The sequence below is a fragment of the Bradyrhizobium sp. CCBAU 53340 genome (assembly GCF_015291645.1).
Classification (GTDB): Bacteria; Pseudomonadota; Alphaproteobacteria; order Rhizobiales; family Xanthobacteraceae; genus Bradyrhizobium.
The window spans coordinates 3,296,862-3,323,232 of record NZ_CP030055.1; the positions used below are offsets into that span (position 1 = coordinate 3,296,862).

A 26,371-nucleotide genomic window follows, 5' to 3' on the forward strand; every position below is an offset into this window, starting at 1 on the left:
CCCGATGAAACCGAAATTGTCGGCCTACGTGTCTGAAAGTGTGGCGCAGAGGCTCGAGATCGCCGCCAAGCGTCCAGGAGCCAACAAGTCATCCATTGTGGATGCCGCGCTGGATCGCTTTCTCAACCCTGAGCGGGACACGAGCGGCGATGCGGCGCTGATCCGTAGGCTCGATCGCATGAGCCGTCAGCTCGATCGATCCGATCGCGATCTGTCGGTGATGGCGGAGACCATCGCGCTCTTCATCCGCTACTACTTGACCATCACCCCGCCGCTGCCGTCGCAGGATCAGGATGCAGCGCGAGCGCTCGGCCGCGAGCGGTTCGAGATGTTTGTCGCCCAGGTCGGCAAACGCGTCGCCTCCGGTGGCCGGCTTGTCGCCGACGTCATGGACCGCGTCAGCGCCGTCAAGCCGGATCTCTTCATGCGGAACATCGAGGAGGGCGCCCCATTGGGCGCTGCTCAAACTGGCGATACTGGATCCCGCGCGCAGAGCGCGGCGGGTGAGCCGCCGGAGCATCCTCCGGCAGGGCGAGAGGAGGTCGGCAATGTCTGATCTCCTCTCGCCAGAAACCCGTGAACGGCGCCGGGGCATGCTGCGGACCGCGATGGGGCCGGCAATTGCGCTCGCTCTGGAGGAGCCTGATGTCGTCGAGGTCATGGTCAATCCCGATGGAAGACTTTGGCTTGATCGGCACGGAACGGGCCGCGCCAATACCGGCGTTGTCCTGACGCCGCAGGAGTCCGAGCGGATCATCCGCCTTGTTGCCAGCCATGTGCGGGCGGAAGCGAGCGGTTCGTCCCCAATCGTCTCGGCGGAACTCCCCGAAACCGGTGAGCGCTTTGAAGGCGTCTTGCCGCCGGTTGCGCTCGCCCCTTGCTTTGCCATCCGCAAGCCCGCAACGACCACGTTCCGGCTATCCGATTATGTCAAGGCGCAGATTGCCTCGCCATTGATGGCGAAGGTGCTGACCGCCGCCGTCACGGAGGCGCGAAGCATCCTGATTGCCGGCGGCACTGGCTCGGGCAAAACGACGCTCGCCAATGCGCTTCTTGCTGAGATTGCCGGCCTTGAAGAGCGGGTGGTCATCATCGAGGACACCCGAGAACTGCGTTGCGATGCCAAGGATGCCGTGACGCTCCGAACCAAGCCGGGCGTCGCGAGCCTTGCCGATCTTGTCCGCTCCACGCTGCGCCTGCGGCCCGACCGCATCATCGTCGGCGAGGTCAGGGGCGCCGAAGCCCTCGACATGCTGAAGGCCTGGAATACCGGTCACCCCGGCGGGATTGCCACTGTTCATGCCAACTCGGCCCGAGCTGCGCTCTACCGGATCGAACAGCTCATCCAGGAAGCAGTCGCAACTGTGCCGCGCCGGCTCATCGCCGAGGCAATCGATCTGATCGTCTTCATCAAGGGGCGAGGGCCAGCGCGACGCATCGAGGCCGTCGCCGAACTCAAAGGTCTCGATCCATCTGGCGACTACCTGCTCGAGACCCCGCCCGGACTTCCAAACACATCCCATCGCCCCTGACCTCAAGGAGACTGCAAATGTCCATTCGTCTATCTCTCAAGGTGCGTTCTCGCCTGCGCGGCTTCTGCTCGGTTAGCGGATTGCCGCTGGTCGCGCTCGGTGCAGCGTCGGCTTGCGTGCTTCTCAGTGTCACGGCGGCACACGCCGCGGGTTCAGGCATGCCATGGGAAGCTCCGCTCGAACGAGTTCTAGAGTCCGTGCAGGGACCCGTCGCCAAGATCGTCGCCGTCATCATCATCACAGTGACCGGCATATCTCTGGCCTTCGGAGACACCTCCGGCGGATTCCGCAAGATGGTCCAGGTCGTATTTGGCCTCTCAATCGCCTTCGCTGCGAGCTCGTTCTTCCTGTCGTTCTTCTCGTTCGGCGGTGGAGCTCTGATCTGATGCGTCCCGATGGTTTTGAGCTCGTGCTCCACCGCTCGTTGACCGAACCCATCCTGATCGGCGGCGCCCCGCGTGCGGCCGCCATCCTGATCGGGACCCTCTCGGCCGTGCTGGCGCTCGGCCTGCGCCTTTGGTTCGCAGGCCTCATCCTCTGGGTCATCGGCCACAGCGCGGCCGTCTGGCTTGCCAAACGCGATCCGGCCTTCGTCGAGGTCGCCATCCGTCACACCAAGCACAAGGGACAGCTCGCATGCTGAACTTGAGAGAATTCCGCGGCAACGCCTATCGGCTGGCTGATTGGCTGCCTTGGGCATGCCTGGTCGCGCCAGGCGTCATCCTCAATAAGGACGGCAGCTTTCAACGGACGATACGCTACCGCGGACCGGACCTCGACAGTGCGACCGAGGCCGAGCTGATGAGCGTGGTATCTCGCGTCAACAACGTTCTAAAGCGCCTTGGTTCAGGTTGGGCGCTCTTCTTCGACGCCACACGCATCCCAACTGGCGAATATCCGCGGTCGGAATTTCCTGATGCGGTGTCGTGGCTGGTGGATGAGGAGCGACGGGCCGGTTTCGAAGGGCCGGCCGGGGTGGCGTGGGAGGATCCTTCACGCCCCGGCGGGCAGCACTTCGAAAGTGTGCTGCATCTGACCTTGATGTATTTGCCGCCGGCCGAAACGGTCTCGCGCCTCGAAGGCCTGTTTCTGGAGCGTCCCCAGGCGAGGACTCGCGCGGCTGGGGGACAACGCGCTCGTAGTGGTCAAACACCCAAACCTCATGAGCGCGGTGACATTGACCACGGGGAGACCGACGGCCAACGAAGATTTGACAGCGACCAGAAAGGCTATCGCGATCATCTCCAAAGATTCATCCAGGAGACCGATCGGGCGATCGATCTGCTCTCGTCAGTCCTGCCCGAGATCTGGCCTCTCAGCGATGCGGAGGCGCTCACCTATCTTCATAGCTGCATCTCGACCAAGCGCCATCCGGTCAGCGTTCCCAAGATCCCAGCCTATCTCGATTGCTTCCTAAGCGATGAGCCTTTGACTGGGGGATTGTCGCCGGCGATCGGGCGGAGCCATCTCCGCGTGTTGACGGTCCTTGGGTTTCCGCACGTCACCTTTCCAGGCCTGCTCGATGAACTGAATCGGCTTGGCGTCGCCTACCGATGGGCCACCCGGTTCATTCCGCTCGACCGCACCCAGGCTAACGCGACGCTATCCCGATACCGGCGGCAATGGTTTGCCAAGCGGAAGTCGCTTGCCGCAATCCTCAAGGAGGTCATGTTCAACGAGCAGGCGGCGCTGCTCGACACCGACGCCAGCAACAAGGCTCTCGACGCCGACGCGGCGCTGTCCGAGCTCGGCGACGATCTGGTTGCTTTCGGCTATATCACCACGACCGTTACCGTAAGCGATGAGGACTCCCATCAGGCTGATGAGAAGCTCCGTGCGGTCGAGCGGGTGATCAATAGCCGCGGTTTCACGGCCATCCGCGAGAGTGTCAACGCCGTGGAAGCCTGGCTCGGCAGTCTGCCGGGCCAAGCCTATGCCAACATCCGCCAGCCGATCGTCCACACCCTGAACCTCGCCCATATGTGCCCGTTGTCGGCAGTATGGGCCGGACCCGAACGGTGTGAGCACCTCGACGGCCCGCCGCTTCTGATCGCCAAGACCAAGGGGGCGACCCCGTTCCGGTTGTCGCTCCACGCCGGCGACGTCGGGCACACCATCATTGTCGGACCTACGGGAGCGGGCAAGTCGGTCCTGCTTTCGATGCTGGCGCTGCAATTCCGTCGATATCCGAATGCGCAGTTGATCACGTTTGACAAAGGGCGGTCGGCCCGGGTTACCACGCTCGCATTGTCCGGATCCTGGTATGAGCTAGGTGCCAAAGGGGGCATTGCCTTTCAGCCGCTCAAGGATGTCGCGGAGGAGGGGGCAAGGCTCTGGGCGCTGGACTGGCTCTGTGGTGTCCTCGCCCATGAGCGCGTGACAGTGACCCCCGAGGTCAAGGAGACGCTCTGGTCGGCGCTCCGGAGCCTCGGGTCTGCGCCGGTCTCGCAGCGGACGATGACCGGCCTCGTGGCGCTGCTTGCCCGCGACGCGCTGCGGCAGGCGCTGCAGCCCTACACGCTGGAAGGACCCTACGGCCGATTCCTCGACGCAGACGCCGACCGTCTTTCCGGTGCCGACGTGCTCACCTTCGAGATGGAAGAATTGATGGCATTGCCGGGCCTGGTGGCGCCGGTGCTGACCTATCTCTTCCACAGCCTTGAGGACCGCTTCGACGGCCGGCCCACGCTGCTGGTCCTCGATGAGGCCTGGGTGTTTCTGGATGACCCGCTGTTTGCGAGCCGGATTCGCGAATGGCTGAAGACGCTGCGCAAGAAGAACGTCTCTGTCATTTTCGCGACCCAGTCGCTGACCGATATCGCCGACAGCCACATTGCCCCTGCGATCATCGAATCCTGCCCAAGCCGCATCTTCCTTCCGAACCCAAGAGCGCTGGAGCCGACCCAGACCGAGACCTATCGCCGGTTCGGCCTGAACGACACGCAAGTTCGGCTAATCGCAGAAGCATTCTCCAAGCGCGACTACTACCTGCAGTCCCGTGCTGGAAACCGCTTGTTTGAGCTCGGCCTCGGTCCGGTGGCGCTCGCGCTGGTCGCGGCGTCCTCGCCAGAGGATCAACGGGCCGTCGATAGTGTCCTGTCCCGCTCCGGCCCCCATCACTTCGCCAAGCGCTATCTCGCAGAGCGAGACCTGCACTGGGCAGCGAACCTGATCAGCACCTTCGAACAGGCCAAGGCCTGACCTCAATCTCAACTCTTGGAGTCTCTTCCATGCTCGAAAGTGTCGGCCGCATGTTCTTGGGTACAACTTCTAGAATTATCGTAACAACGATACTATCGATGGCCATCGCCGTGAATGGTTCGAGGCGGCTTGGCGCGTTTGATATCGTATTCGATCCTACCAACTACAGCCAGAATCTCCTGACTGCCGCACGAGCGCTTGATCAGATCAACAATCAGATCAGGAGCCTCGAGAACCAGGCGCAATCGTTGCGCAATCAGACAAAGAATCTCACAGCCTTGCCGACGAGCGTCGTTGGCCAACTCACGTCGACGATCAACCAGATGAACACTCTGATTGGTCAGGCCAAGAACATTTCGTTCGATGTTCAGAGAACCCAACAGGATTTCGAGCGGCTGTATCCTCGTCAATACGCGGCAGCCGTTTCGTCCGACAAGATGGTTCAGGACGCGACCTCGCGCTGGGACAATAGCTACGACGGGCTGAAGCAGTCGCTCACGCTTCAGTCTGCAATCGTTGGCTCGTTGGATCAGGACGGCCAGACGCTTCGATCGCTAATGGCGAATTCGTCCGCTGCGGTCGGCTCGCTACAAGCCCAACAGTCTGGCAATGAATTGCTCGGCCTCCAGATCAAGCAATCGTTGCAGACCCAGGCTCTCATGGCGACGCAGGCGCGTGCGGACACGTTGCGTGCAGCCGAACAGCAGGCATCGTCCGCCGCCGCGAAGGAGCGATTCAATCGCTTCATCGGCGATGGCCATGCCTATACCGGCGGCAAGTAAGTGAGGGCGCCATGGCCGATCTCTCCGTCATTGACCGGTTCACCGACACCTTCTCGCGCTACATCGACTCCGGATTTGGCCTACTGTCCGGCGATGTCTCATTCTTGAGCTCAACGTTGATCGGCATCGACCTGACGCTGGCGGGACTTGCCTGGAGCATGCGGGCGGACGACCACATCATGGTCACGCTCGCCAAGAAGGTGCTTTATGTCGGCGCTTTCGCGTTCATTATCGGCAACTTCAAGAACCTTGCCGATATCGTCTTCTCGTCCTTCTCCAGCATCGGTCTAAAGGCGGCCGGCGGGAGCTTGAGCGCGGCCGACTTGGCGCGGCCTGGCTTTGTCGCTTCCGCCGGGTTCACCGCCGCCCATCCACTTCTGGAGGAGACCGGGCAATTCTCTGGGTTTGATGTCCTGACCAACCTGCCGACGATCCTGATCCTGCTGTTCTGCTGGATCCTGATTGTGCTCGCGTTCTTCATCCTCTCGGTGCAGCTCTTCGTCACGCTGATCGAGTTCAAGCTCACAACGCTTGCAAGCTTCATCCTCGTGCCGTTCGCCCTGTGGGGAAAGACTGCGTTCCTCGCGGAAAAAACCCTCGGCAACGTGGTTGCCTCGGGAGTGAAAGTGATGGTTCTCGCAATCATCATCGGCATCGGTTCGACCATCTTCGGTCAGCTCGCGAGCACGTTGACGAAGCCAGTCGACATCGTATCGGCCATGAGCTTGTTGCTGGCCGCCCTTTCGCTGTTCGGTCTTGGCATCTTCGGCCCAGGAATCGCGGCAGGACTGGTCTCAGGTGCACCCCAGCTCGGCGCTGGAGCGGCCGCCGGAACGGTGGCGGGCGCGGCGGCTGTCGTGATCGGCGGCGGAGCGGCAGCCGCCGGAGGCTTGCGCCTTGCGGCGGGCAGCTCAATGACCGCGGTTCGCTCCGCAGCATCGCTCACAGGGGCGTCTTCGGCCGCCGGCACATCAGCCCGGGCCGCAGTGGATCAGCTCTCGAGTGCGGGTACTGCCGGCGCGGCGACCGGAGCACCGGCGTCAGGCGCAGGGCGTGCAGCAGCGCCGGCAGGACGCGGACACGCGAGGGAAGCGGCACAAGTTGCAGCTCACACGCTGAAAGAGGGCGACAAGGGTGGGCATTCGTCGGGCCCGAAGCTGGGGGAGGAGTAGGATATGGCAGCCCACCCCTTTCAGCGCGTGTCCGTCCGCTATGGCGAGACGCCAGAGCCGGTCACGCCTTATCAGAAGGCAGCCCAGGTCTGGGACGAGCGGCTCGGATCCGCCCGTGTTCAGGCCAGCAACTGGCGGCTGGCAGCGCTGGCAGCCATCGGCCTGTCCAGCGTCCTCGGATTGACGATTTTCACCCAGATCGCTCGCTCGGGCGTCGTTCCCTACGTGGTCGAGGTCGATCGGCTCGGTGAAGTCCGAGCAGTCGGGCCAGCGCTCGAGGCCTACCAGCCGTCAGACGCGCAGATCGCGCATTTTCTTGCGCGATTCATCGAGAACGTCCGCTCGCTGTCGATCGATCCGGTCATCGTTCGTGCGAACTGGTTGCGCGCCTATGACTTCGTCACCGACCGTGGGGCGCAAGCCTTGAACGATTACGCGCGCGAAGCCGATCCGTTCACGAAGATTGGCTCCAAGACCGTGACCGCCGAAGTCACGTCCGTGGTGCGCGCGTCCGGCGACAGCTTCGAGATCCGCTGGAAAGAAAACACCTACGAGAATGGCGCAATCGCGAAATCCGAGCGTTTCACGGGTCTCGTCACCACCGTTCTCAAGCCGCCGGCGGATGCCGAAACGCTGCGGAAGAACCCCCTCGGGCTCTACGTCCATTCCCTCAACTGGTCGCGCGACCTCATCGGAGACGCCAAATGAATTCCAAAGCCCTCACCAAGCTCGCGTCGGCCAGCGCCGTTGCCTTGTCGCTTGGGCTTGCCGGATGCGCCACCAAGCTCAATCTCGAAGCGCCCTATGATGAGATGACATTTGAAAAGGCCCTTCCAGAGAGCGATTCGCCGGCGCCGGTGCAAGTCGTCGAAACACCCAAGGTCCTGCCGTTGCCTGGCCAGCTGAAGCCTCTTCCGACGAAGGCAGCCAAGGAGGAGAAACTGCCGCCCGAGCAGGCGATCGCGAAAGCGAACAAGGCCGCGCGGATGGAGCCCACACGCGCCGGGTATATCAACGCCATCCAAGTTTATCCCTGGACAGAAGGAGCGCTCTACCGGCTTTATGCAAGCCCGGAGAAAGTCTCAACCATCGCGCTGCAGCCGGGCGAGGAACTGATCGACGTTTCCACGGGCGATACGGTTCGCTGGGTCGTCGGCGATACATCAAGCGGGCAGGGGAGCTCGCGGCGCGTGCATATCCTGGTCAAGCCAACGCTTCCGGACATTCAGACCAACCTCGTGGTGCTGACGGACCGGCGCGCCTATCACCTCGAGCTCGTCTCGACCAAGCAGACCTACATGGCGTCCATCTCATGGACGTATCCGACTGATACGCTCGTCGCTCTTCACAAGCAGAACGCCGCCGCCCAGCAGGCCGAAGAGAGGATCGCCGATCGCGGGGTGCGGCTCGACAGCCTGAATTTCCGCTATCGCATCGAAGGTGACGATCCTCCGTGGCGGCCGGTGCGCGCTTTCGATGACGGCCGCAAGGTCTATATCCAGATGCCGTCCGGCCTGTCGCAAGGCGAAGCGCCGCCTTTGTTCGTTGCCGGAGCCGATGGCCGGCCAAACCTCGTCAACTACCGGGTCCGCGGTTCCTACTACATCGTCGATCGGATGTTCGGCGCCGCTGAGCTTCGCCTTGGCGAAGATCCTCAGCGCATCGTCCGGATCATCCGCATCGACGCGCGGCCGGTGTCTCAGATCTTCGGTACCGGGAGCGCTTCATGACGACAGGGTCGGATCAGGATCCGGAGCCGCTGGAACTGCGGGCACGGCCGCGGCCCGTGCGGCGCCTCAACAGGCGTGCGCTCATGATCGGCTGCGCTGTTGCTGCGCTGTTCGTCGGCGGAGCGATACTCATTGCGCTCAAACCAAATTCCTTCAAGCAGTCTGGGCGAACAGAGCTGTACAACACCGACCGCAAGCAGACCGCCGAGGGGCTGAGCAAGCTGCCAAAGTCCTATGAGGAGTTGCCGCTATCGACGCCGCGGCTTGGACCGCCATCGCCTGGGGACATTGGCCGGGCCTTTGCTGAGAACGAGAAGAAGGCTGGCGTCGCGCCGGACGCTGGCTTCCGAACCAATCCGGAGGAAGACGCCGAACGGGCTGAGCGGATCCGCCAGACGCGAGTCGCTCAGCAGGCAAAGGAGTCGGGCTTGTTCGTCCGCTTGTCGGAGAAGCAGGAGAAGCGGAAGCAGACAAGCACGACCGAAGCAGCGGCTGCTGCTGCCCCATCCGCATTCCGGCCTTCCACGCCCGACACAGGGCCATCTGCTGCGGAACTCGCAAAGACTGCGCAGGCAATGATCGACCGATCCAGCGAGATCATCCCCTCGTCGCAGGCGCGAAAGCTTGCCTTCGTGGGAGCGAAGGCCGATACGGAGACCACGAATCCCCATGCGCTCAAGCCGGCGCCATCGCGCTATGCCGTGATGGCGGGGTCCATCATCCCGGCTAGTCTCGTCACGGCGCTCAACTCCGACCTGCCAGGGACCACCATCGGTCAGGTCACCGAGAACGTCTACGACACGATGACAGGCGAGCATCTCCTAATCCCCCAGGGGACAAGGATCGTGGGCAAGTACGACAGCGTGGTCGCTTTCGGTCAGAAGCGGGCGCTAGTCGTCTGGACGAGACTCATCCTGCCGAACGGGAATTCGATCGTGATCGAGAACCTTCCGGCTACAGATGTCGCAGGCTATGCCGGGCTCGAGGACCAGGTGGATTTCCATACCTGGCAGTTGCTCAAGGGAGTGGCCCTTGCGACCCTGATTGGGGTGGGGACACAGCTATCGATCGGCAACGACGAGAGCGATCTCGTTAAGGCGCTGCGAGAAAGCACCCAACAAACGACCAATCGCGCCGGCCAGCGCCTGGTGGAGCGCGAGCTCGACGTGCAGCCGACGATCACGGTGCGGCCGGGTTGGCCGTTGCGGGTGATTGTTTCGAAAGACTTGGTGCTGAAGCCTTACCAGGACGCTCAGACAATTGCCCAGGACGTTCAGACAATTGCGAAGGGCAGGTGAAAGATGAAGCTTGCGAAGCTGCCTGATCGGACGCCCGTGAAGATGAACGTTGTATTTACGCCAAGCCTGGCACAGAGGCTGCGCGAGTATGCTGCGTTCTATGCAGAAACCTACGGCAACAAGGAGGAAGTAGCTGAGCTGATACCGTTCATGCTCGAGGCATTTCTCGATGGCGATGCCGATTTTCGAAGGAGTAGGAGATCGGCGGCCACAGACATCGCACCACCTTAGTATATGGCTGTTAAGTCGCCGCCGGCTCTATTGTAGCGATCGCGCGCTCCACAGCCCAGACTGACTTCTGCAGCCTTTCAAGCAGCAGTTTTAGTTCGCCCTCTTTCGCCTCCTCCATGTGTAGGTTGTTGCGCCGCAGGAGTGCGTCAACGAGCTCATCAAGTGAGATAGTGCTCTTTGAAGGGCTACAATCAGACGTCGTACCACTCGCGATGGAACAAATTTCTCCAGTAGATGATAGGCTTATTTCGACTGAGACGCTCTCCATGATGGAGCGTTCGATCAATTCGACAGGAAGCTCGATGGAAACAACAACTGTCCCACTCGAGACATCTCTATATCCAACCGTAGAAGTGCTCTTTCCAACTTCCGCGAAGGGGCGAAGAGCCAACGTTTCATCTCGCCACATGACAAGATCTTCCGAGTTGATGTTGCCTTGATTGTGGAATCTCATTGATAGGGACTATAATCCCTAGAGACTATATGCCCGACCGTATTCGATCCTGCAATGCAGGATTGGCGCAAAATCGTCGGCAAAAACGTCCGGAGGATTCGCCAAGAACGGGGAATAACCCAGGAGAAGCTTGCCTTCGAAGCCGAGATAGATCTGACCTATGTCGGAGGCATTGAGCGTGGAAAACGCAATCCAAGCCTCCTCGTTTTGGCTCGAATAGCCGAAGCGCTCTCCGTGCATTTGACGAAGTTGCTCGCTGAGTAACTGCGGCAGTCAACGTCTAATTTAGTGCCTTTTGCTCCAATGGTTCGCGGTCGTCTTCGAAATCGCGATTGAGGTCGATCAACCACAAGCGAGTAGGCAACACCATCTGACCAGGGGAACGGTCCAAGGTGATAACGTCGACCTGATGGAGGCGTAGTGGCGGACTGTGGGCGGCTCGGCCTCGGGCGAATCCAGCGCTCCAAAGAAAAACGCAAAGAGGCCGCGAAAGGCGGGCAGAAGGAAAGACGGCGAAAGAAAGCGCAATGACGAAGACGGCGGCGGGCTGACGAAGAAAATCTGCATAACGCTGCGCGGTCTGCGCTCTTCGTCCTTCTGCTTACTCGACGGTCAGATTCGTTTTCTCCGAGACGTCATTGGCATTCGCCTGCAGTAAGCTTCGCATAGCGCGTGCTGCCGGGACGAACGCCTTTTCGTACGTGAAGGCATGCCAGTCGATATTTTCTCGGGCACCCAACTTGTCTTGGTGAAGCTTGTCTCTGACGCTCATCGCACTGCCGACGTCCGCATCGAGACCCAATGTCGCCTCGGGATCGAACTTCTTCACTAACGACGGCCTCCACTGACGCGTCTCGATGCGATCGCTTGCCGACCCATCCCGCCCGTTTTCGACGAGCCAGAGTGCCGAGCCTAGTCCTTCGCAGATTGAAAACGTGCCGACGCAGAATTCGAAGTTTAGCATCTGGAAGTAGGGCTCGAACAAAAGCGACTTACCGTTGCCGCGCTTGGCATGCGGAACGATCAGAGCAGCCTTCATCTCCAACGCAACCAGAATGTGTTTGAGATTTGAGACAAGCCGATCTTGCACCACCTGAGCAAGGCCTGCCGGAAGACATTTCCTGATCCATGCTTCCCAATCGGATGAACTGGAGAGGTTGACATATCCGTCTGGCTGACTCGGCAATTCGATGAGGTGAAACTTCAATCTTGCCTCCGAATAAGGAGGGGTTCCATGGAAGAAACCGGCTCGCCGCGATCAAGAGCCGCTGAAATGTCCTCTTTTTTGTCCCCTAAGTGTTTTGTCATAACCATAATTATATCAGATAGATACGAAAATTTCACCCAGGAAGTTGAGCCGATCAAAGTCCTCATAAATGTCCACCTTTCAAGAGGTTGAAGAACTCCAATCTTCGCCAATACATTGAAATTGTTCTCAAAATGTTCTTTAGGTCTACCCTCCGCCCCAGATGGTGAGTCGAAACAATCGGTCCATGTCTGACGAACAACTTCATCCGCCGGCAAGCTGGGACAAATTCGAGGAGATCTGCGCCGATCTCTTTTCGCGCATTTGGAATGACCCAGAACTCGTTCGTTACGGGCGAAGCGGCCAGCGGCAAAAGGGTGTCGACATATACGGAAAGCCAAACGGCGCCGACGCCGGCGTTCAATGCAAAGGAAAACGCGTTTGGCCGCCGACGAAGCTAACAATTGCGGAAATTAATGCGGAGATCGAAGAAGCCAAGAAATTCCGTCCTGCGCTCAAGACCTACATTATCGCAACCACCGCTGATAACGACGTCGCCGTCACTGACCACGTCAATGCGATTTCCGAGAAACATGCGGAAGAGGGGCTTTTCCGCGTAACTGTCTTCGGCTGGCGTGAGCTCACGCGCCGCATTGATGATTTTCCTTACCTAAAAGAAAAGCACTTCGATATTATCACGCTTCGGCAAATGAAGCGCTCAATGCCGGACGAGATTGCCGAGCGTGTTGTCGAAGGATTGAAAAACGCAAATATCGTCATTCCTGCCGGCGTGGATCATGCGACGCAGCCCAAATCCACTATTCTTGATGAAGGCCTCGCCGAAGCAATCGAACGTGATGTCGCGCACCGCTATGAGCGAGCCCTTCAACGTTCCATCTTCCCTGAGTTAAGCAAACAGGATGAATTGGCGCAGCTTGCGGTCGAGATCATTGACAGCAAGGGCTCAGCCCCGTCATCCGGACTACGGCGCACCATCTTACTGCGAGCCGCAAGGTCCGCCGCCGCTCGCGGCAATCTGATAAATGCGCGCAGTTTTTTGACCGCCGGCCAGAACCTTTCAGGCGCCGATTCCGACGCGCCAGCCCGCGCGCGCCTCGCAGTCGCCGAAGGCAACATCAATGAAGCGATTCAGATATTGCGCGACCTCTCCGACGCGGATTCGCGCTCGGTTCTTTTAAGCATTCTGGCAAAGGACCGAGGCGAAGATCAGGCTGTCGCTTGGATGACCGAGAACAAGGTGTCACCCGCGCAGCTAACCGCCTTGGGCATTTTTACTCTCTGCACGATCTACCTGAAGAAGGGGGACCTGGACTCCGTCAGTCGAGTTCTGGCTCAAGTGACGCCGGCGCAGTTCAAAGAGCTTCCCTATTTGCATTTTCTGAGGGGGGCCATCAGTTTCACGCGGCTGCTGCCGGTAACGGAACAGGCAACAGCCCTCAGCGGCCTCCCTCTGGATGTGCGCAACGCGCGGCCCGTTATAGGTGGGCAGGAACTTTCCGTCATCCTCGATGCCGCGATCGACGACTTTCGCGAGGCTCTTCCCTACGCCATAACCCTCAGCCTCACGCATGCCCCGCGGCTTATTCAGTTTTATATCAGATGGTGCGAGTTATTACATCCGACCCGTAAACAAGCCGCGCTCGCGCAGCTTCGCAGCGACATGGAGGACAACGCGCGCGCAGTCGCCAATGTGCAATATGCGTTTGCCTATCTCGATGGCTATTCGCCAGCAGCACTCGAAACCTATCTTCAGCGCCGCGACGCTCTCGGTGGATTGAACGATGACGAACTCCGCGCCGCGTTTGTCATAAGCTTGAACAAGAATGACGCGTCCGGCCTCGCTTCGCTGATCGCCGCGAAGCGCCAGCAAGCCGAGGCCTCGTTTGGCAAAAATGGCATTCTTTCGCTTGAAATTCAGGCGCTCGCAAAAAGTGGCGATGCGACGTCGGCGAAAATAGTCCTCGAAGACAATCTCGAGCTCTTCGATTCGGGCCAAGTCGCTAGCTTTCGCGCGGAGATCGCGAAAGCGGAAGGCGCCGATCCGGTCGCCGAACATTTGCGTCTCTATGAAAAGGAGAAGACGCCCGAAACTCTACGGGCACTCGTCGACGTCCTCGTTTCAAAAAAGGACCATGTCGGCATTGCCAAATACGCCAAATTGCTGTTTGCCGCGACCAAAGATCCGCGCGACATCGCACTGGCCGCGGAAGCCGAAATGCGCGCCGGGCTTGGTGACGATTTCGTCCGCACATTTGAGCTCAATCCTTCCTTGCAGGATCATCCGCCGTTCCTGCGATACTACGCATGGCAGTTGTTTCGCCTCGGCCGGGTGCGTGAAGCGAAGGCGATTACAGAACGTATCGAGAAGAACGATGCGGCACATCGCGATCTGCAACTCGAAGCCGCGATCGCGATCGAAACCGGCGAATGGGAATCGCTCGCGGGTCCATTGGCGGCTACACTTGATCCCTCACAGGACTCGAACGGCCTCACACTCATCCGCGCTGCCCATCTCTCGCAGGCGTCGAGCCAAGGGCCGCTGATGGATCTTATTGCCGCCGCCATCGCAAAGGGCGGTGACGACCCAAATGTCCTGCTGGGCGGTTACTTCCTCTATGTCGAACAAGGGCTCGAAGAGGAGCGCGCGGAATCGCACGAGTGGTTCCGAAAGGCGCTTGCCCTTTCCGGCCCCGACGGGCCACTTCAATCCTTTGAGATCAAGGATCTTCTCGCGCAGCAGACGGATTGGGATCAGCACACGCGCTTCGTTAGCGCGAAGGTGGTTGCGGGTGAGTTTCCGCTTGCGGTTGCTGCGCCAGGTTTGCGAACAACCTTGGTCGATATCGTTCTTCGAAATCTGATCCGCAATGCCGCGATGACTGATGCCCGGCGAAAGGTCGCTCTGCCACTCTTTGCCGGCAACCGGCTTCCGACGCCCCCTGGCCTGACGACGTCCCTTGCGCTGGACATCACGGCGCTCCTTGTGCTCGGCTGGCTCGGCATCCTGCCCCTGATCCTCGCGACTTTCCCCAACGTCATTCTGCCGGGCGGTGTCTTTGCGGAACTCTTCGAAGGACGACGTCGGATACGCCGCGGACAAAAGACGCGGCTGCGGAAGTCAATCGAAATACGCGAGGCCATTGCGAAGGGGCAGATCAAGGTCTTGCGTTCGCCGGCCCTCGTCCAGGATGCCTTGACCGCCGAAATTGGCGTTGAGCTCAGCGCGCTCCTCCGCGAAGCAAAAGCAGCAGACGGAATCGTTATCCGGCCAGCGCCGATTGCGCGTGTTGGCCTCGCAGAGACCGGCGACGCTGACATGAGCGCTCATGAGGATCGCTTGTCCGACATGCATAGCCTGCTGAAAGTGTTGGCTGATCAGAATGCAATTGATGAAGAGGCGGAGAAGTCTGCCAAGCAGTATTTTGGTCTTCAGGACAAGATGTGGGCTTCATCAGCGATACCTGACCCCGCGCGCCCGGTTTACCTGGATGGCTTAGCCCTCGCTTACCTGCAATATACCGGCCTGCTGCCCGCGTTTCTCCGTACATTCTCCGACGTTTACATCCATCAGTCGACTGAGGAAGAAGCCAACGCCTTGATCGAAGACGATCTGAACGTAGCTGAAGTGTTCCGCATCATCGACGATATTCGCTCCGCTGTACGGCGAGCCAATGCGGCCGGACATGTTACGTTCGGAGCCCGACGTGCGCAGGCCAATGAGAATGATTTCGATGGCATGCAATCAAGTTTGAATCTGATTTCGGACCTGACCGATGTCGATGCTGTCGCCATCGACGATCGTGCTCTAAATAAGGAGCCCTTCGCGGCAGATACCGCTGGGCGCCGTGCGCGCTTGGTGACGACGCTGGACCTGATCGAAGAGCTCCGTACTCGCGGTGCGCTGACTGAAGAGCGATGCCGGGCGTTGCGCTACCGCCTGAGATCGGTCGGCGCCATGTTAATGCCAGTCACGGCCAGCGAACTCGCGGCCGCCGCCAGACGTAATCGTCAGAACGAGGCTCCCGAGTTCAAGGCCATTCGCGATAGCCTTGATTTGGCACGGGTATCGGAGACGCCACAATTTCCCGGCGAAATGCGCTGGTTCATGAGCTACGTGCAGGCAACTCGTATCTCTATCGCGCGCATCTGGAATGAAGAACCCGACGAGCAACGCGCACGGATACTCGCGACAGCTATCTTCAATATGCGGATCGTCCCAGAAGACTGGCTCGGTCGTTGGGGCGATCATCCACCTTCCAATTGGGTGGACGCCGTCCGAAGCGCTTTGCTTGGCGGATTCGCGGTACCGGTCGAAATTGGTGACGACGACAAAATCGCGGCCTACCAAAAGTGGCTCGATGACGTCGTAATGGCCGATATCCGCTCCCTATCACCTGAACTCTATCAGAGGGTGGTCATCTATCTACGAAGCTTTGCGCTCACACCGTGGAGCAAGGACGAAGAAGATGCGGGGGACGAAAATGAATAGGCCGAACCTCACGCCCGCCGAACTCGCGCGATACAAGGCTATGTTCGCCTTGCGTCGTCTCGGTTCCACGCTACAAAGCGATGTACTGGCGGATGGAGCCGTCGCCCGCGAGTCCGGTATCGGAATTTCAAACCCAGTTCATTTACCCGATGGCGTTAGCCTCGATCGCAATAGCCTTTTTGACGCTTTTCAAAAGGCGACCGACGGTGAGGCGATCCCATCACTCAAGGATACGGACGGCGCCGAACGCAGCCTTAAGCTCGAAATTCAGAATGGAAATGGTGTTCTTTCTTACGGAACGAACCGTATTGCGTTTCCCCAAGCTGCGCTGCTCTCTAAAAAAATCGACACGCGGCAGGCACTCCTCACTGGGGCTTTGAAGGGCAACACGCTGACCCAACACGCTGCGGAACAGCTCAACGCGATCGTTAGCAAGCCGGATTATTCACAAACTGATTTTTTCGCCGCGCGCAAGATTTTGGGTGGCGCCCCGGAAAGTTTTGCGACCGGCCTCCATGAAGTCGCCCGCAACAAAGGCGAACTCTCGCAGGACGACCTTCTTCCTTCCGAACCATCGCATTGGGAGAACCTCGCTGCGGCTCACAGGGCATCCCAACAGCTCGCCGATTTTGTCAGTTGCGAGCTTGCCGCGGAACGCTCCAGGCGTATCTCCCAAGATCCTATTGCCGCCATCGATACCATTTCATTGAGCTTCGGAAGCTCAGAGATGGTTCCTTTCGAGCTTATGCGGACAATCCATACGGATGATCTGCTGTCCAGTCTGCGAGCGCTGATTGAGCTCTCCGACCCTGTTGCACTAACGGGTGCGTTTGAACTGTGTGCGGATCGAGCCGCGGACGATCAGCGGCTGATCGAGATGGGCAGTGCTTTGCTTGACCGGTTGTTGAACGACCCAGCGCGCCTTCTTCGCGAGCTTGAGACTTTTGCAACGGCGTTTGTCATAGCGACCGCCCATCTTGCTGAGCACGAAGACTTTCGCACGAAGCCGGTCTTCTGGCGTCGAGTTGTCGCAGCTGCGCATGCCTCCCTTGTGGCGCGAGTCCTGGGTAGCTCGCCAGATGACAAGAGTTCGCTCTTGAATTGGGCGATACGAATTCGCGGCAAAGCCTACTATCTTTCGATCGTGCACGACGCTTATACCGGGGCCCGCTGGCGCGCTGACTGGATCACTCCTGACCATGTAGCGGCAGATCTCTACGGCCGCCTCCTTGGCGCCCTACAGAAAATGGGAGATGCTGTGCCAGAAGTCTGGCGCGACAAAATCAAAAGTGCAGAGCGTTCTATCTTGAAGGATAGCTTGCCTCTGGCGCAGTCGTTTCCATCCCTGCTCCAAGGTGCAGCGCCAAGCGCGGAAAGGCCTCCGATAGCGACCGATGTGGGCCGCATGTATGCTGAGTTCATAAGTGAGCCGACGCTCGAGAAATTTCTCTACTTCATTCCCATCGTCTATGCTTTTGGCTTTTCGGCCGATGCCCGCAACGCCGTCCTCAGCACGATCCAGATGCTCCGGGAAAATCTGTCAACGACTCCGCCGGAAATGGCGCAGGCGGCTCTCGGCCTTGCGGCCATGATTGCGGCTCAAAACCGCGACGTCGAGATCGCCGATACTGTCACTATGGTTGCCGTCGAGCGCGTTGCATTCGATCAGGGTGTCGATGTTCTGTTGTGGACCGTGACGACACTCGTAGAATGCGCAGCTGCACGGACCGATCGTAAGGAGGCGCTCGCCGCCTTAGCTCGGCGACTGGAAAACCTAGCCTTCGTAGCGCCGACCAAGTTCCTTGAAGAAGCGGTCGATGCCTTGCGAATTCTCCAGTCCTTGGATCGGGAGCTGGCAGTATGGCTCGGACGGGCGATTGCAACGGCCCGGCTAGGATTGTCTAGCTCAGCGAATTGAGGAGTGATCATTGGTCGAAGCGGAGAAGAAAACGCCGGATGACATGGCAGCGGATGTCGTCGCCGACATCAAACGAGCTGAGTCTGATATACTTGATCTCTATGAAAGGCACTGCCGAGGGCCAGTCGGCTACCAGCATTTCTATTTATTGGTATCGCTCGTCGTGCGCTGGCCCAAGCTGCCGCTTTCCGCAGCATGATTGAACAGCGCAATTCGCTTGTCGCCTCGTCAATCATTCGCATGCAGCTGGATACGGTGCTTCGGCTCTATGCCATGTTCTGGGTCGCCGATCCGGAGAAATTCGCAGAAAAGGTCTTCAAGGGGACTGACATCAATAAGCTTAAGACGGCTGACGGTGAGCTCTTGACAGATGGCTATCTCAAGAAGCGCCTCGGGGCGAAAAATGATTGGATACGCCCGGTCTATAGTGAGACGAGCGGCTACATTCATTTCTCGAACCGCCACATCAAGGCAGCATTCAAACCTTCGGAAGCCGAGACCGCGCGTTCTGTCGATCTGGTGATTGGGCCGGAAGATATGGGCCGGCCGCTAGCTTACTATGGTGAGATGTTGCGAGCGTTTCGACATCTCACAATGATGATACCTGTTGCCGCCGAGGATTGGTTCGAACGTCTAAAGGGCAGCAAATTCAACACTGCGACCCTGTCGAATTCACCAGGGATCAGGAATTCGAAGGGCAAACCTCCAAAGTGATTCCGTTGAAGTGGGTGCCGAGGAGCTCACGAGCTCGACAGAATTTCAAAAGTGTCTGGGTGAACACGGAAAACCTGCTCAAACCGTGTCTTGGCCCAGTCCGCCATCTCCGCCTTGGAATAGGTTTGCGTCAGCCAGTCAAAGTCGTAGCGAAACGGGCCCTCATCTAAGATCCATTGGCGGGTAAGATCATAGTTGATGATGTTTGCGTAGAAATTGCTGAGAGTTTTTGTGATGGCTTCTGGGGCTTTCCCAGGGATGTTCCTTGGGAAAATGCCGTCATCGTCCGCTCTATCGGTAAAGAGGGACAGGTATTTTAGAAACAGAGATTGGCTGTTCTCAGAAACACGCGGCGCGGCGAGCCAGGCGCCTGGCCAGCAGAAGAATTCCGGACGCTTCAACTTGTCTATCGAAAAGCTAATGAAATAGGAAAATAGAACGCGCACAACAACGTTACCGGGATTGAACCGGAATGTTTCCTTTTCTGCCAGAATTTCGGCAACGCCAGGCATGGCGGTCGCCCACGTTTCGATCGTTGAAAGCGCCACGCCCGGGTGGTCATACCCACACGCCTTCGTCAGCATGTCGGCGACCTGCATATACTCTTGGCGCGAATACTCGGTGATACGGCCCAGCAACTCAGGGTGCTCCTCTCGCACAGACTGGCACAGACGCAAAAACCGAATGCCCGGATCGACGTCGATGATGAAATTCTCGAAACTTTCGATATCGAGTGGAAAACCGGCGGTCGGATTGATCGCGAGATCGACAATCAGAAGGAAAAGGGCAACCGCGGGATCATCGACAAAATTAGGCCTCGCTGAATTCGTTGCTTTGAGAAAGCTTTCGAAGGCTTTCCCATACTCGCCTCTGAAATAGCCGGCATCCTTCAGCGCGTCCAAAGTAGGTGGATTGGCCATTCCGAACGTCAGGAATTGTAGTTGGATCATTCGCGCTTGGCCTTCGAACAGTGCGTGCAATCCCAAGGGGGCAACGCGTACCTGCGTGTCGCGTGCCCAACCTTCCAGCTTCGCATCCCTATTGCGGATAAAGCGCTCCTGCCATCCTGCTGTATCTGGTAAGTGCAACCAATCACGGTCGACTGTCGCAGCCAGCAGTCCCACCGCGTGCGTGTAGGCCATCCAATAGCAGTGACCCACAGTCTCGAAATAGGGGTCTTTCATCGCCTGCGGGATCAACGCCGGTGTGATCGTTGCGATCTTGTAGAATTCGGCGTCAACGGCGTTATTGACCGCCATGTTTGCCGCTCGAAGGCCGGGATCTTCGTCTGTGAGACCAGCTCGTGCAGCGTCTTCGGCCCACCGCTTCAGCGATTTTTTCGGACCGACAAGCTTGAGGACTTTCTCCAGGTGTTCCAGATTTTCGTGAGCTTGCGCAGGGTAGGTCAGGCTCAAAATAAGACCCGAGATCGAGCCGATATGCTGCCACCAATGAATCGTTTCGTGCAAATAAGTGGAATATGCTTGAATGGTTTCTCCATCGACGTCTCCCGGGGCACGAGCACCGCTCGTGACGGCATCGACAAGTTCGTGGACCCGCGGGCTTAGTCGCAAGACGAAATGCTCAGTCGTATAGGTACCGAGCTGATTGAGACATGCGCCGAACTCGCCCGGCGCCCTGAGCGGCTTGGCAACAGGCTCAAGAAGGGTCGGGTCGAGGTTGTCGAGCAATACGGTGATCCCAGCAACGAATGGAGAGACGTTGTGCGCGCTGTCTCAATCCTGCAAGAACCCACGATCCAGGGCAATATCCCCGTGACAATGAATTGTTGTTGGCAGAGGCTTCATGACTATGAAGCGGCAATCGTCTAAGGGGTAAAAGCCGGCCGTCGCTCACGCTCATGGTCCCGGCACTCGTGCTGAACCAGATCAATCAGGGCCGCCAGCGCCGTCTCATTGCTCTGGCGCAAGCACGTTGCTCTTCTCCGCCGCAACGAAGTCGAGCAGCTTTGATTTTCGGGCCCAAGCAATCACCCTGGGAACACTCTCGCTAATGGCGGCGCGACGGAATCTTCAGCTCCGTCCGGCGCTCGGCGACCAGTTGCCGCGCTTCTGTAGTATCTAGCCCGGCTTGCTGAAGCTGCCGTATTGTTCCGTTCAGTGCCGCGATCTGCGCGCGAAGATGAAGCATTCGTATCGGCTGCTTCTCTTGCACTCTGATGAAACCGCCCAACACCGATTTGCGTGCACAGAGCACCGAGCCTAGCCTGAACACGGGAAGTTTCGATGTCTCAGCCAGGTAATATACTTTTCGCCGAAGCTCACGTGATCCGAACAGATATTCTGCGATAGCTCCAGCACCTTCCAAGATGTCGTCAGCGCTTATGTTTAAGCTGGCGGCCCTCGGGTCCATGTGTCCTCACTTGCAGTTGGTTAATCCTTGGCGGCTGCTAAGGATATTCCCAGAGCAACAGGGGGCACGTTCGCTTGAACCTCACTGGACCGGCCTCGAAATTAGACCCTGCCAAATTCAGGTAACCCCAACTATCCTGACCCGCGTTGAACTTAGGCAAGGGGGTTAAGGGAACAGGCTCATTGTCGTTTTTGATAGATGAGAATCAATCGCAAAATGCTGCAGCGCAAAACATTACCAATGGCTCCAGACATTCCTAGTCGACGCCATACGCCGATATTCACTGCGCAATAATTGGCGTGACGGCTAAGCATTCTTGCTCAGCTATCTTCCGATAGATTTTGCTGATCCTGGCCACAGGTGTGACATACGTCACCGCTGCTATATTCGCTTTCGCTGATGACGTTGCCCTTGCAATTGTGGTCGCGACAATCTTGGCGTCTGATTTCATAGTCTTTGTCGCACATCAGGCAATGAAGGGTAGCGTTGTCCTTGAGGAAGGCGGTCTTGCTTTTGTCCAAGTTCACTTCGTAAAATCTTGTCGTGGCCTCATAGATGCACGAATGACAAAGATACCTGCGCGTCGTCTTGCTGATCCCGAAAAGTGTTTTGAACGCGCTCTTCTTGATGGCAGCAAGATCTAACGGCAATTCGTCGATAACTTCTGACGCAGCGGACGAATATTTTCCGTCGTGAAAGAACGCGGGGCCTGTCCGGGATGCGAAGGAAACGCGATCCTTAAGCCACGGCCTGCCGTTCCATAGTTCGACATATTGACGAACTAAAAGATCAATCAGCTCTTCAGGCTGAAACCTCTGGCCCGCATGTCCAAGGTGCGCAAACTTATTCCTGAGGGATCGAATTTCATTGTAGGCTTGAATATATTCGTCGCTGAGCGCTTTCGCGCAGAGGGAATTGACGGCCGCGGGTAAATCGACAGCGTCGAGAGTCCGCAACTCCGAGAAATCGATATCACGTCCCACCGTACTGAACTTCGGGTCACTGTTAAGAAGAAGCAGGTAAGCGCTGACAGCGCATATCCGCGCTTTCAAGGCGAGTTCATTCGACTGCTGAATGACAGAGCAAACAGCCTGCAACTCGGGTTGATACTGTTGGATATATTCGGACCATTCCTCGCCCCATTGCCCCTTCGTTGGGCGCGGGTCCTCACCCGGTACACACCTGATCAAAATCCTGCCGGATTCGGATGAGCGACGACCAAGCCGAGAAATATAGCCTGAGAGCAACGTCGTCCAAGGCTTGAGGGGTCGGGATATTCACGATCATGAGAAGGCTCTTAGGGGAACGGGCTGGTTGGAGTTTTAGGTCATAGCCGCAACAGTGAGCAAGCGACGCGGCTCGGCAGATAAACGGATCATCTTCGAGGCCCGAATGCCTGCGGCGCGGCATTGACAATCATTCCCGACGTTTCCGCCCGGATTCCCAATCCTTCCGATCGGGAATTCCAAACTCATTCGGTAGACCAGAGTCTCCTCAATCCAGAAAGGAGATTGCCAATGACTGTCCTCACCATCGGAAGAAAACTCGTCCCCCTTGCACAGGTCGCCTTTGTGGAGGGGTTTGATCCGACCGCAAATCCCGAGTTCAAGCCGGAGAAGGAGTTCAAGGCGAGGCTGATCCTACTCAACCGCGAGATCGTCCTCACCTAGAAACCGTGGAAGCGTTCGCGGGCGAGCACGGGCTGCACCTCTTCACCGAAGATACGGTTGCCGTAAACCAGGCGATCGTTTTCCGGGTCGAGGTTTTCGAGTCAACCGCGGACTTCAAACCGGCGAAGCCTTACAAGACCCGCCTCAAATGGCGCGACCTCGTCGGCGGGGAACAGAGCAAGCTCCTGCTCACGGACCGCAGACCGTGATCCAGGGCATACTGAAGACAAAGGTCGCGACCCGGCCGGCTGCGATCGCAGCTCGACGCCCTGCTCGCGGCCGCAAGGGGTCCCGTCGGCTCTTAGCGATCTCTTTCTGACGCAATAAATCTCTTGATATCGTCCGTCAGCCGAAACCATTCGCGGCTATGACGAGCGGTTCGGAAGCGCCTGTGCAGCTCGCGTTCAAGCGACACCGTGCCCGGGATGGTCAGGTGAATTGTAGGCTCGACATGCGAGGCCGTCCGCAACTGCTTCAGTCTTCGCTCAAGGGACGTACTAAATCCAATCTTTACGAATTCCGGATTGTCGGTGCTGATGAGATAAACAACAGGCCCGGAAGATCTCTCCGGACCGTTGTAAATCTCGCTGATGATACGTTGGCACTGACGCCGCACATCGTCATCGAAACAGTCGGTCCGGTCTGGCGGTTCCTCGGGAAATCCAAACACGAGGCGCGCGGCCACCGTTGCCTCGCGAGCTTTTGACTGCGTGGGATCGACCGGAATATTCGCGTATGCCCGCCGCGATGACATGACCGTGGATACGACGTCATCGATTGAGTTGATGGCTCGTTGCTTTAACTGCCTATCATCGAATTCCTCGGTGCCGTCACCTCCCTCGGCTTCCTCCGAGAGTTCCATATCCATTTCGCCTGGATCAAAACGATCCAATAGCCAGCGGCGCGCTGTTTCCTTCTTTGCTTTCGCAAGCAATTTCTTTGCAGCGGTCCTTGGCATATGGCGCAGATCATCGTTGTCGCAAAGGATGATCCAGTCTTCCGGCAACCCCCACGGGGCGCCAAGGTGCTCCAGGAGGCTCGCCAAAGCTTGAACTGCCTCTGCGGTTTCGCCCATAACCCAATCCATCCATCGAGGCGTGAAATCGTTTCGAGTGTAAGTGAATCGCTCCAGAATACGCCAATTCGTACCCTTGGACGACCGGTTCCGTCCTATTGGTTGGGGACAATATCAATCGGACGGCAGCGTCCTGCATTTAGAAGTGCAAACGGCGGCGGGCCATGACACGCCGGATGTTGTCGAGGCTGACAAGGACGTTCAGCCGGGCGACGGTGCCGGATTCGAGAAGGTCGAGTTCATCCTCAAAGCCAAAGGTAAGCCTGCAAAGCTCGTCACGGGTGAGATAAAAAAGATCGTCGATTGTCAGCGGCAGCATCGTTTCCTCCATCAAACGGCCGCGCCAATCGCGGCCTTTAACGGAGGCCGATGCGACGGAGGAGGCGGGCGCGCCCGGAGGGCGGGAGCGAAGCGGACGAGCGCTCAGTGCTTGCGCCTTCATGCCGAGGACGGTGCGACAAGGCCGGAGAAGAACGTGCTTGGGGTGGCTATGGAGAACAGATTGCGGGCTTAATCACCGCCGATGGATATCGAGCCGATGAGCTTCCAGGCTGCTTATCCCGCGATAATGCCGCTATGGACGAACAGATAGAGCTTTTCGTCGGGGCGGCGCTGCGATTGCCATTCCTGACCATGACGTTCGAAGCCGCACGCCATCAGACCTTTATGCATCGGCACGCGCGCTGTTACGGACGTGGCAAATATTCGGCGGCCCCCAGCACGGGAAATCAGGGCTTCGACGATCTGCCGGGCGTGCGAATGTCCCCGGTGCGCCTCGGCGACGACCACCCATCCAATTTCCAGATCAAATGTGCTGGAGACATCCTTCGCATGTGCGTTGCGAAATACCTTACGCACGTAATTCGGATAGGGGTTTTTGAGAGCGCCTACACCGATCAATTCCCGCCCGATGCGCAGGAAAGCGAGCGCTTCGGCTCTCACGATCCGCGCATCAAACCCGCCCGCGGTGACCTCTCCGGCTTCGAGGACCATGCCCCGAAAGCGGTCTATTCCCTCTCTAGAACACTCGCCCGGCGCCTTCAATTCGAGGGTCGGCCCACGCTCGGTCATAACTCAATGTTCCAGAAGGCCAGCGCGGCGCGCACCTCGTCGCGGGGATAGTGCGGTCCAGCATCTTTAAGGTCCCGGCGGATCGCGGCCAGCCTGCGGTCCGCGCTTCGCCGTATCCCGTCATCCAGCTTTGCAACGCCTTTCGGCAAAGACGCCCGTCCGGACCTAGGCCAGCTCTCGGGATAGGCGCTCCAATCCGTCCAGGCCTCGATAGCGGCGAGCCCCTCTTTGGCACCCTCATGGTCGCAATGCCAGCCATACAGATGCCGCGCACAAATCCGCAACATCGCCTTCACATCCTGCATAGTGTCGGTGAAAGCCTTGAGAGGGGTCGGCAACAGAACCATGTTTGCGACACAGGAGAAGAAGCGGCGATCCTGCACGATCGCGTTGGCTTCCTGAAACTGCGCATCGTCGATGCCCCAGATATGGCAACATGACCAGTTCGGGCGGTCGTCAGACCGCAAGCCAAGAGCATGTGTCAGCGCCATGTTGGCGTGAACATTGCCCTCCCGCTTGTGCTCCGTATGACCCGATTGCCTGTTCCTGTTCATCTGCGGCTTGGACCAATTCTCCTTGTAGAAATAGGTCCGCCTCGCATGCTCCGGATACCATAGTGGCAACAGCCGGAAAGTCGTGGGATCAACCCACCGCGCCGTGTCTTCGATGAGCCGCATGATTTCGCTCAGCTTCAACACGTCGCGCAGAGCGGTTAGCCCATCAGGTAACGTCGTGCCTGACAATTCGTCCCTGCTCCTATTGCTCGGGAAACTTCCTCCTCCGCATACATTCTGTCAATTCCGCTGGTGCGCCCCGCTGCGTCTTGCCCAAGCGCTCTTGGCGAGCTGACTCCGCCGGTAGCGTTTGTTATGCGATGGAATGTCCTTCGATGATAGCCATACAAGTAGCGCTCATGGAGGGCGGGAGCGTGGCGGAGGTCCAGTACGGACAATTGCTGACATTGGCCGTAGCGCTACCGTGAGTAATTGTACTCAGGCTCCTGCTCCCTCTCATTTGACGTCTCACGTGGACGATCCGACGAGATATTTTCGCTATCGCATCTGAGCTTAATTCGCAGCTGAAGCGGTTGAGCGCCCACAAAGTTATTGGTCCTTCCGCGTCTAACCGCGTGCGCTCATCGTCAACCTGCAGGCAGTAATTCGCCAGCACGGGAATACCTCGATCGAAATTGCCGCTCGACTGTCGACAAGATGACGCGTAGCACCCGCGCGCCACTCTCCTCTAGCGAACCCGCCGATAAGTCTTCAGCAGAGTCAGCTCTCCGCGATCAGCCTTTTCTTTGGCTGCCAACAGAATCGCGCGCAGCCTTGATCACCGGCGGCTCGAGAGAGGTAATGAGAGCCGCCACCTTGGGATCGAGGCCGCCATTGCGG

Annotated in this window: 26 protein-coding genes; 18 read left to right on the forward strand and 8 right to left on the reverse strand. The window is 58.4% G+C overall.

Annotation, left to right across the window (positions count from 1 at the left end; translation table 11 throughout):
• Nucleotides 1-4: 4 nt before the first annotated feature.
• From XH89_RS15490 to XH89_RS15540, 11 genes are all read left to right on the forward strand, one after another.
• Nucleotides 5-556 carry a CopG family transcriptional regulator gene (locus tag XH89_RS15490; protein WP_194467861.1) on the forward strand — a complete coding sequence of 184 codons (552 nt, stop codon included), beginning with the start codon at nucleotides 5-7 and terminating at the stop codon, nucleotides 554-556.
• Nucleotides 549-1,532 carry a P-type conjugative transfer ATPase TrbB gene (gene trbB, locus XH89_RS15495; protein ID WP_194467862.1) on the forward strand — a complete coding sequence of 328 codons (984 nt, stop codon included), beginning with the start codon at nucleotides 549-551 and terminating at the stop codon, nucleotides 1,530-1,532. Before XH89_RS15490 ends, trbB begins: the two co-directional genes overlap by 8 nt.
• Nucleotides 1,533-1,549: 17 nt before the next feature.
• Nucleotides 1,550-1,918, forward strand: a complete 369-nt coding sequence (locus XH89_RS15500; RefSeq protein ID WP_244550588.1) for a TrbC/VirB2 family protein — start codon at nucleotides 1,550-1,552, stop codon at nucleotides 1,916-1,918.
• Nucleotides 1,918-2,175 carry a VirB3 family type IV secretion system protein gene (locus XH89_RS15505; RefSeq protein WP_194467863.1) on the forward strand — a complete coding sequence of 86 codons (258 nt, stop codon included), beginning with the start codon at nucleotides 1,918-1,920 and terminating at the stop codon, nucleotides 2,173-2,175. Before XH89_RS15500 ends, XH89_RS15505 begins: the two co-directional genes overlap by 1 nt.
• Nucleotides 2,169-4,733 (forward strand): conjugal transfer protein TrbE, encoded by a 2,565-nt coding sequence (gene trbE, locus XH89_RS15510; RefSeq protein WP_194468501.1) that lies wholly within the window; start codon nucleotides 2,169-2,171, stop codon nucleotides 4,731-4,733. Before XH89_RS15505 ends, trbE begins: the two co-directional genes overlap by 7 nt.
• A gap of 98 nt (nucleotides 4,734-4,831) precedes the next feature.
• Entirely contained in the window at nucleotides 4,832-5,515 is a 684-nt protein-coding gene (gene trbJ, locus XH89_RS15515; protein ID WP_246767853.1) for a P-type conjugative transfer protein TrbJ, read from the forward strand.
• Nucleotides 5,516-5,526: 11 nt separating this feature from the next.
• Complete coding sequence (gene trbL / locus XH89_RS15520) at nucleotides 5,527-6,687, forward strand: P-type conjugative transfer protein TrbL (protein ID WP_194467865.1); 1,161 nt, start codon at nucleotides 5,527-5,529, stop codon at nucleotides 6,685-6,687.
• 3 nt (nucleotides 6,688-6,690) lie between these two features.
• Nucleotides 6,691-7,395, forward strand: a complete 705-nt coding sequence (gene trbF / locus XH89_RS15525; protein ID WP_194467866.1) for a conjugal transfer protein TrbF — start codon at nucleotides 6,691-6,693, stop codon at nucleotides 7,393-7,395.
• Nucleotides 7,392-8,417 (forward strand): P-type conjugative transfer protein TrbG, encoded by a 1,026-nt coding sequence (gene trbG / locus XH89_RS15530; protein WP_194467867.1) that lies wholly within the window; start codon nucleotides 7,392-7,394, stop codon nucleotides 8,415-8,417. The genes trbF and trbG overlap by 4 nt, the downstream gene beginning before the upstream one ends.
• An 83-nt stretch (nucleotides 8,418-8,500) precedes the next feature.
• Nucleotides 8,501-9,715 (forward strand): TrbI/VirB10 family protein, encoded by a 1,215-nt coding sequence (locus XH89_RS15535; RefSeq protein ID WP_246767854.1) that lies wholly within the window; start codon nucleotides 8,501-8,503, stop codon nucleotides 9,713-9,715.
• Between the two features lie 3 nt (nucleotides 9,716-9,718).
• Entirely contained in the window at nucleotides 9,719-9,946 is a 228-nt protein-coding gene (locus XH89_RS15540) for a DUF2274 domain-containing protein (RefSeq protein ID WP_194467869.1), read from the forward strand.
• 10 nt (nucleotides 9,947-9,956) lie between these two features.
• On the opposite strand, the gene XH89_RS15545 is transcribed toward XH89_RS15540, so the two are convergent.
• A complete protein-coding gene (locus XH89_RS15545; protein ID WP_194467870.1) occupies nucleotides 9,957-10,400 on the reverse strand; it encodes a hypothetical protein in 444 nt (147 codons plus the stop codon).
• Between the two features lie 54 nt (nucleotides 10,401-10,454).
• Here XH89_RS15545 and XH89_RS15550 point away from each other — a divergent pair, with 54 nt between their 5' ends.
• Nucleotides 10,455-10,664, forward strand: coding sequence for a helix-turn-helix domain-containing protein (locus tag XH89_RS15550; RefSeq protein ID WP_194467871.1), 210 nt, complete (start codon nucleotides 10,455-10,457; stop codon nucleotides 10,662-10,664).
• 337 nt (nucleotides 10,665-11,001) lie between these two features.
• On the opposite strand, the gene XH89_RS15555 is transcribed toward XH89_RS15550, so the two are convergent.
• Complete coding sequence (locus XH89_RS15555) at nucleotides 11,002-11,607, reverse strand: hypothetical protein (RefSeq protein WP_194467872.1); 606 nt, start codon at nucleotides 11,605-11,607, stop codon at nucleotides 11,002-11,004.
• Nucleotides 11,608-11,893: 286 nt separating this feature from the next.
• Between XH89_RS15555 and XH89_RS15560 the strand changes: the two genes are divergently transcribed.
• Genes XH89_RS15560 through XH89_RS15575 form a run of 4 tightly spaced genes read left to right on the forward strand, consistent with a single transcriptional unit; the run spans nucleotide 11,894 to nucleotide 18,788 of the window.
• Nucleotides 11,894-16,156, forward strand: a complete 4,263-nt coding sequence (locus tag XH89_RS15560) for a hypothetical protein (protein WP_194467873.1) — start codon at nucleotides 11,894-11,896, stop codon at nucleotides 16,154-16,156.
• Nucleotides 16,149-18,074 (forward strand): hypothetical protein, encoded by a 1,926-nt coding sequence (locus XH89_RS15565; protein ID WP_194467874.1) that lies wholly within the window; start codon nucleotides 16,149-16,151, stop codon nucleotides 18,072-18,074. The genes XH89_RS15560 and XH89_RS15565 overlap by 8 nt, the downstream gene beginning before the upstream one ends.
• 10 nt (nucleotides 18,075-18,084) lie before the next feature.
• Entirely contained in the window at nucleotides 18,085-18,273 is a 189-nt protein-coding gene (locus tag XH89_RS15570) for a hypothetical protein (RefSeq protein ID WP_194467875.1), read from the forward strand.
• The gene (locus XH89_RS15575; RefSeq protein ID WP_194467876.1) at nucleotides 18,270-18,788 is read left to right on the forward strand and encodes a hypothetical protein; all 519 of its coding nucleotides are present in this window, start codon (nucleotides 18,270-18,272) and stop codon (nucleotides 18,786-18,788) included. Before XH89_RS15570 ends, XH89_RS15575 begins: the two co-directional genes overlap by 4 nt.
• Nucleotides 18,789-18,814: 26 nt before the next feature.
• Here XH89_RS15575 and XH89_RS15580 read toward each other — a convergent pair whose 3' ends face one another.
• Nucleotides 18,815-20,479, reverse strand: coding sequence for a hypothetical protein (locus XH89_RS15580; RefSeq protein ID WP_194467877.1), 1,665 nt, complete (start codon nucleotides 20,477-20,479; stop codon nucleotides 18,815-18,817).
• 1,002 nt (nucleotides 20,480-21,481) lie between these two features.
• The gene (locus tag XH89_RS15585; protein ID WP_194467878.1) at nucleotides 21,482-22,408 is read right to left on the reverse strand and encodes a hypothetical protein; all 927 of its coding nucleotides are present in this window, start codon (nucleotides 22,406-22,408) and stop codon (nucleotides 21,482-21,484) included.
• A gap of 270 nt (nucleotides 22,409-22,678) precedes the next feature.
• On the opposite strand from XH89_RS15585, the gene XH89_RS15590 reads away from it, so the two are divergent.
• Nucleotides 22,679-22,831 carry a hypothetical protein gene (locus tag XH89_RS15590; protein WP_194467879.1) on the forward strand — a complete coding sequence of 51 codons (153 nt, stop codon included), beginning with the start codon at nucleotides 22,679-22,681 and terminating at the stop codon, nucleotides 22,829-22,831.
• A gap of 5 nt (nucleotides 22,832-22,836) precedes the next feature.
• A complete protein-coding gene (locus XH89_RS15595; RefSeq protein WP_194467880.1) occupies nucleotides 22,837-23,040 on the forward strand; it encodes a hypothetical protein in 204 nt (67 codons plus the stop codon).
• 92 nt (nucleotides 23,041-23,132) lie between these two features.
• Here XH89_RS15595 and XH89_RS15600 read toward each other — a convergent pair whose 3' ends face one another.
• The 4 genes from XH89_RS15600 to XH89_RS15615 form a co-directional block, all read right to left on the reverse strand.
• A complete protein-coding gene (locus XH89_RS15600) occupies nucleotides 23,133-23,906 on the reverse strand; it encodes a GIY-YIG nuclease family protein (RefSeq protein ID WP_194467881.1) in 774 nt (257 codons plus the stop codon).
• A gap of 139 nt (nucleotides 23,907-24,045) precedes the next feature.
• Nucleotides 24,046-24,225 (reverse strand): hypothetical protein, encoded by a 180-nt coding sequence (locus XH89_RS15605; protein WP_194467882.1) that lies wholly within the window; start codon nucleotides 24,223-24,225, stop codon nucleotides 24,046-24,048.
• 236 nt (nucleotides 24,226-24,461) lie between these two features.
• Nucleotides 24,462-24,977 carry a GNAT family N-acetyltransferase gene (locus tag XH89_RS15610; protein WP_194467883.1) on the reverse strand — a complete coding sequence of 172 codons (516 nt, stop codon included), beginning with the start codon at nucleotides 24,975-24,977 and terminating at the stop codon, nucleotides 24,462-24,464.
• Nucleotides 24,974-25,720, reverse strand: coding sequence for a hypothetical protein (locus tag XH89_RS15615; RefSeq protein WP_194467884.1), 747 nt, complete (start codon nucleotides 25,718-25,720; stop codon nucleotides 24,974-24,976). Before XH89_RS15615 ends, XH89_RS15610 begins: the two co-directional genes overlap by 4 nt.
• Between the last annotated feature and the right edge of the window lie 651 nt (nucleotides 25,721-26,371).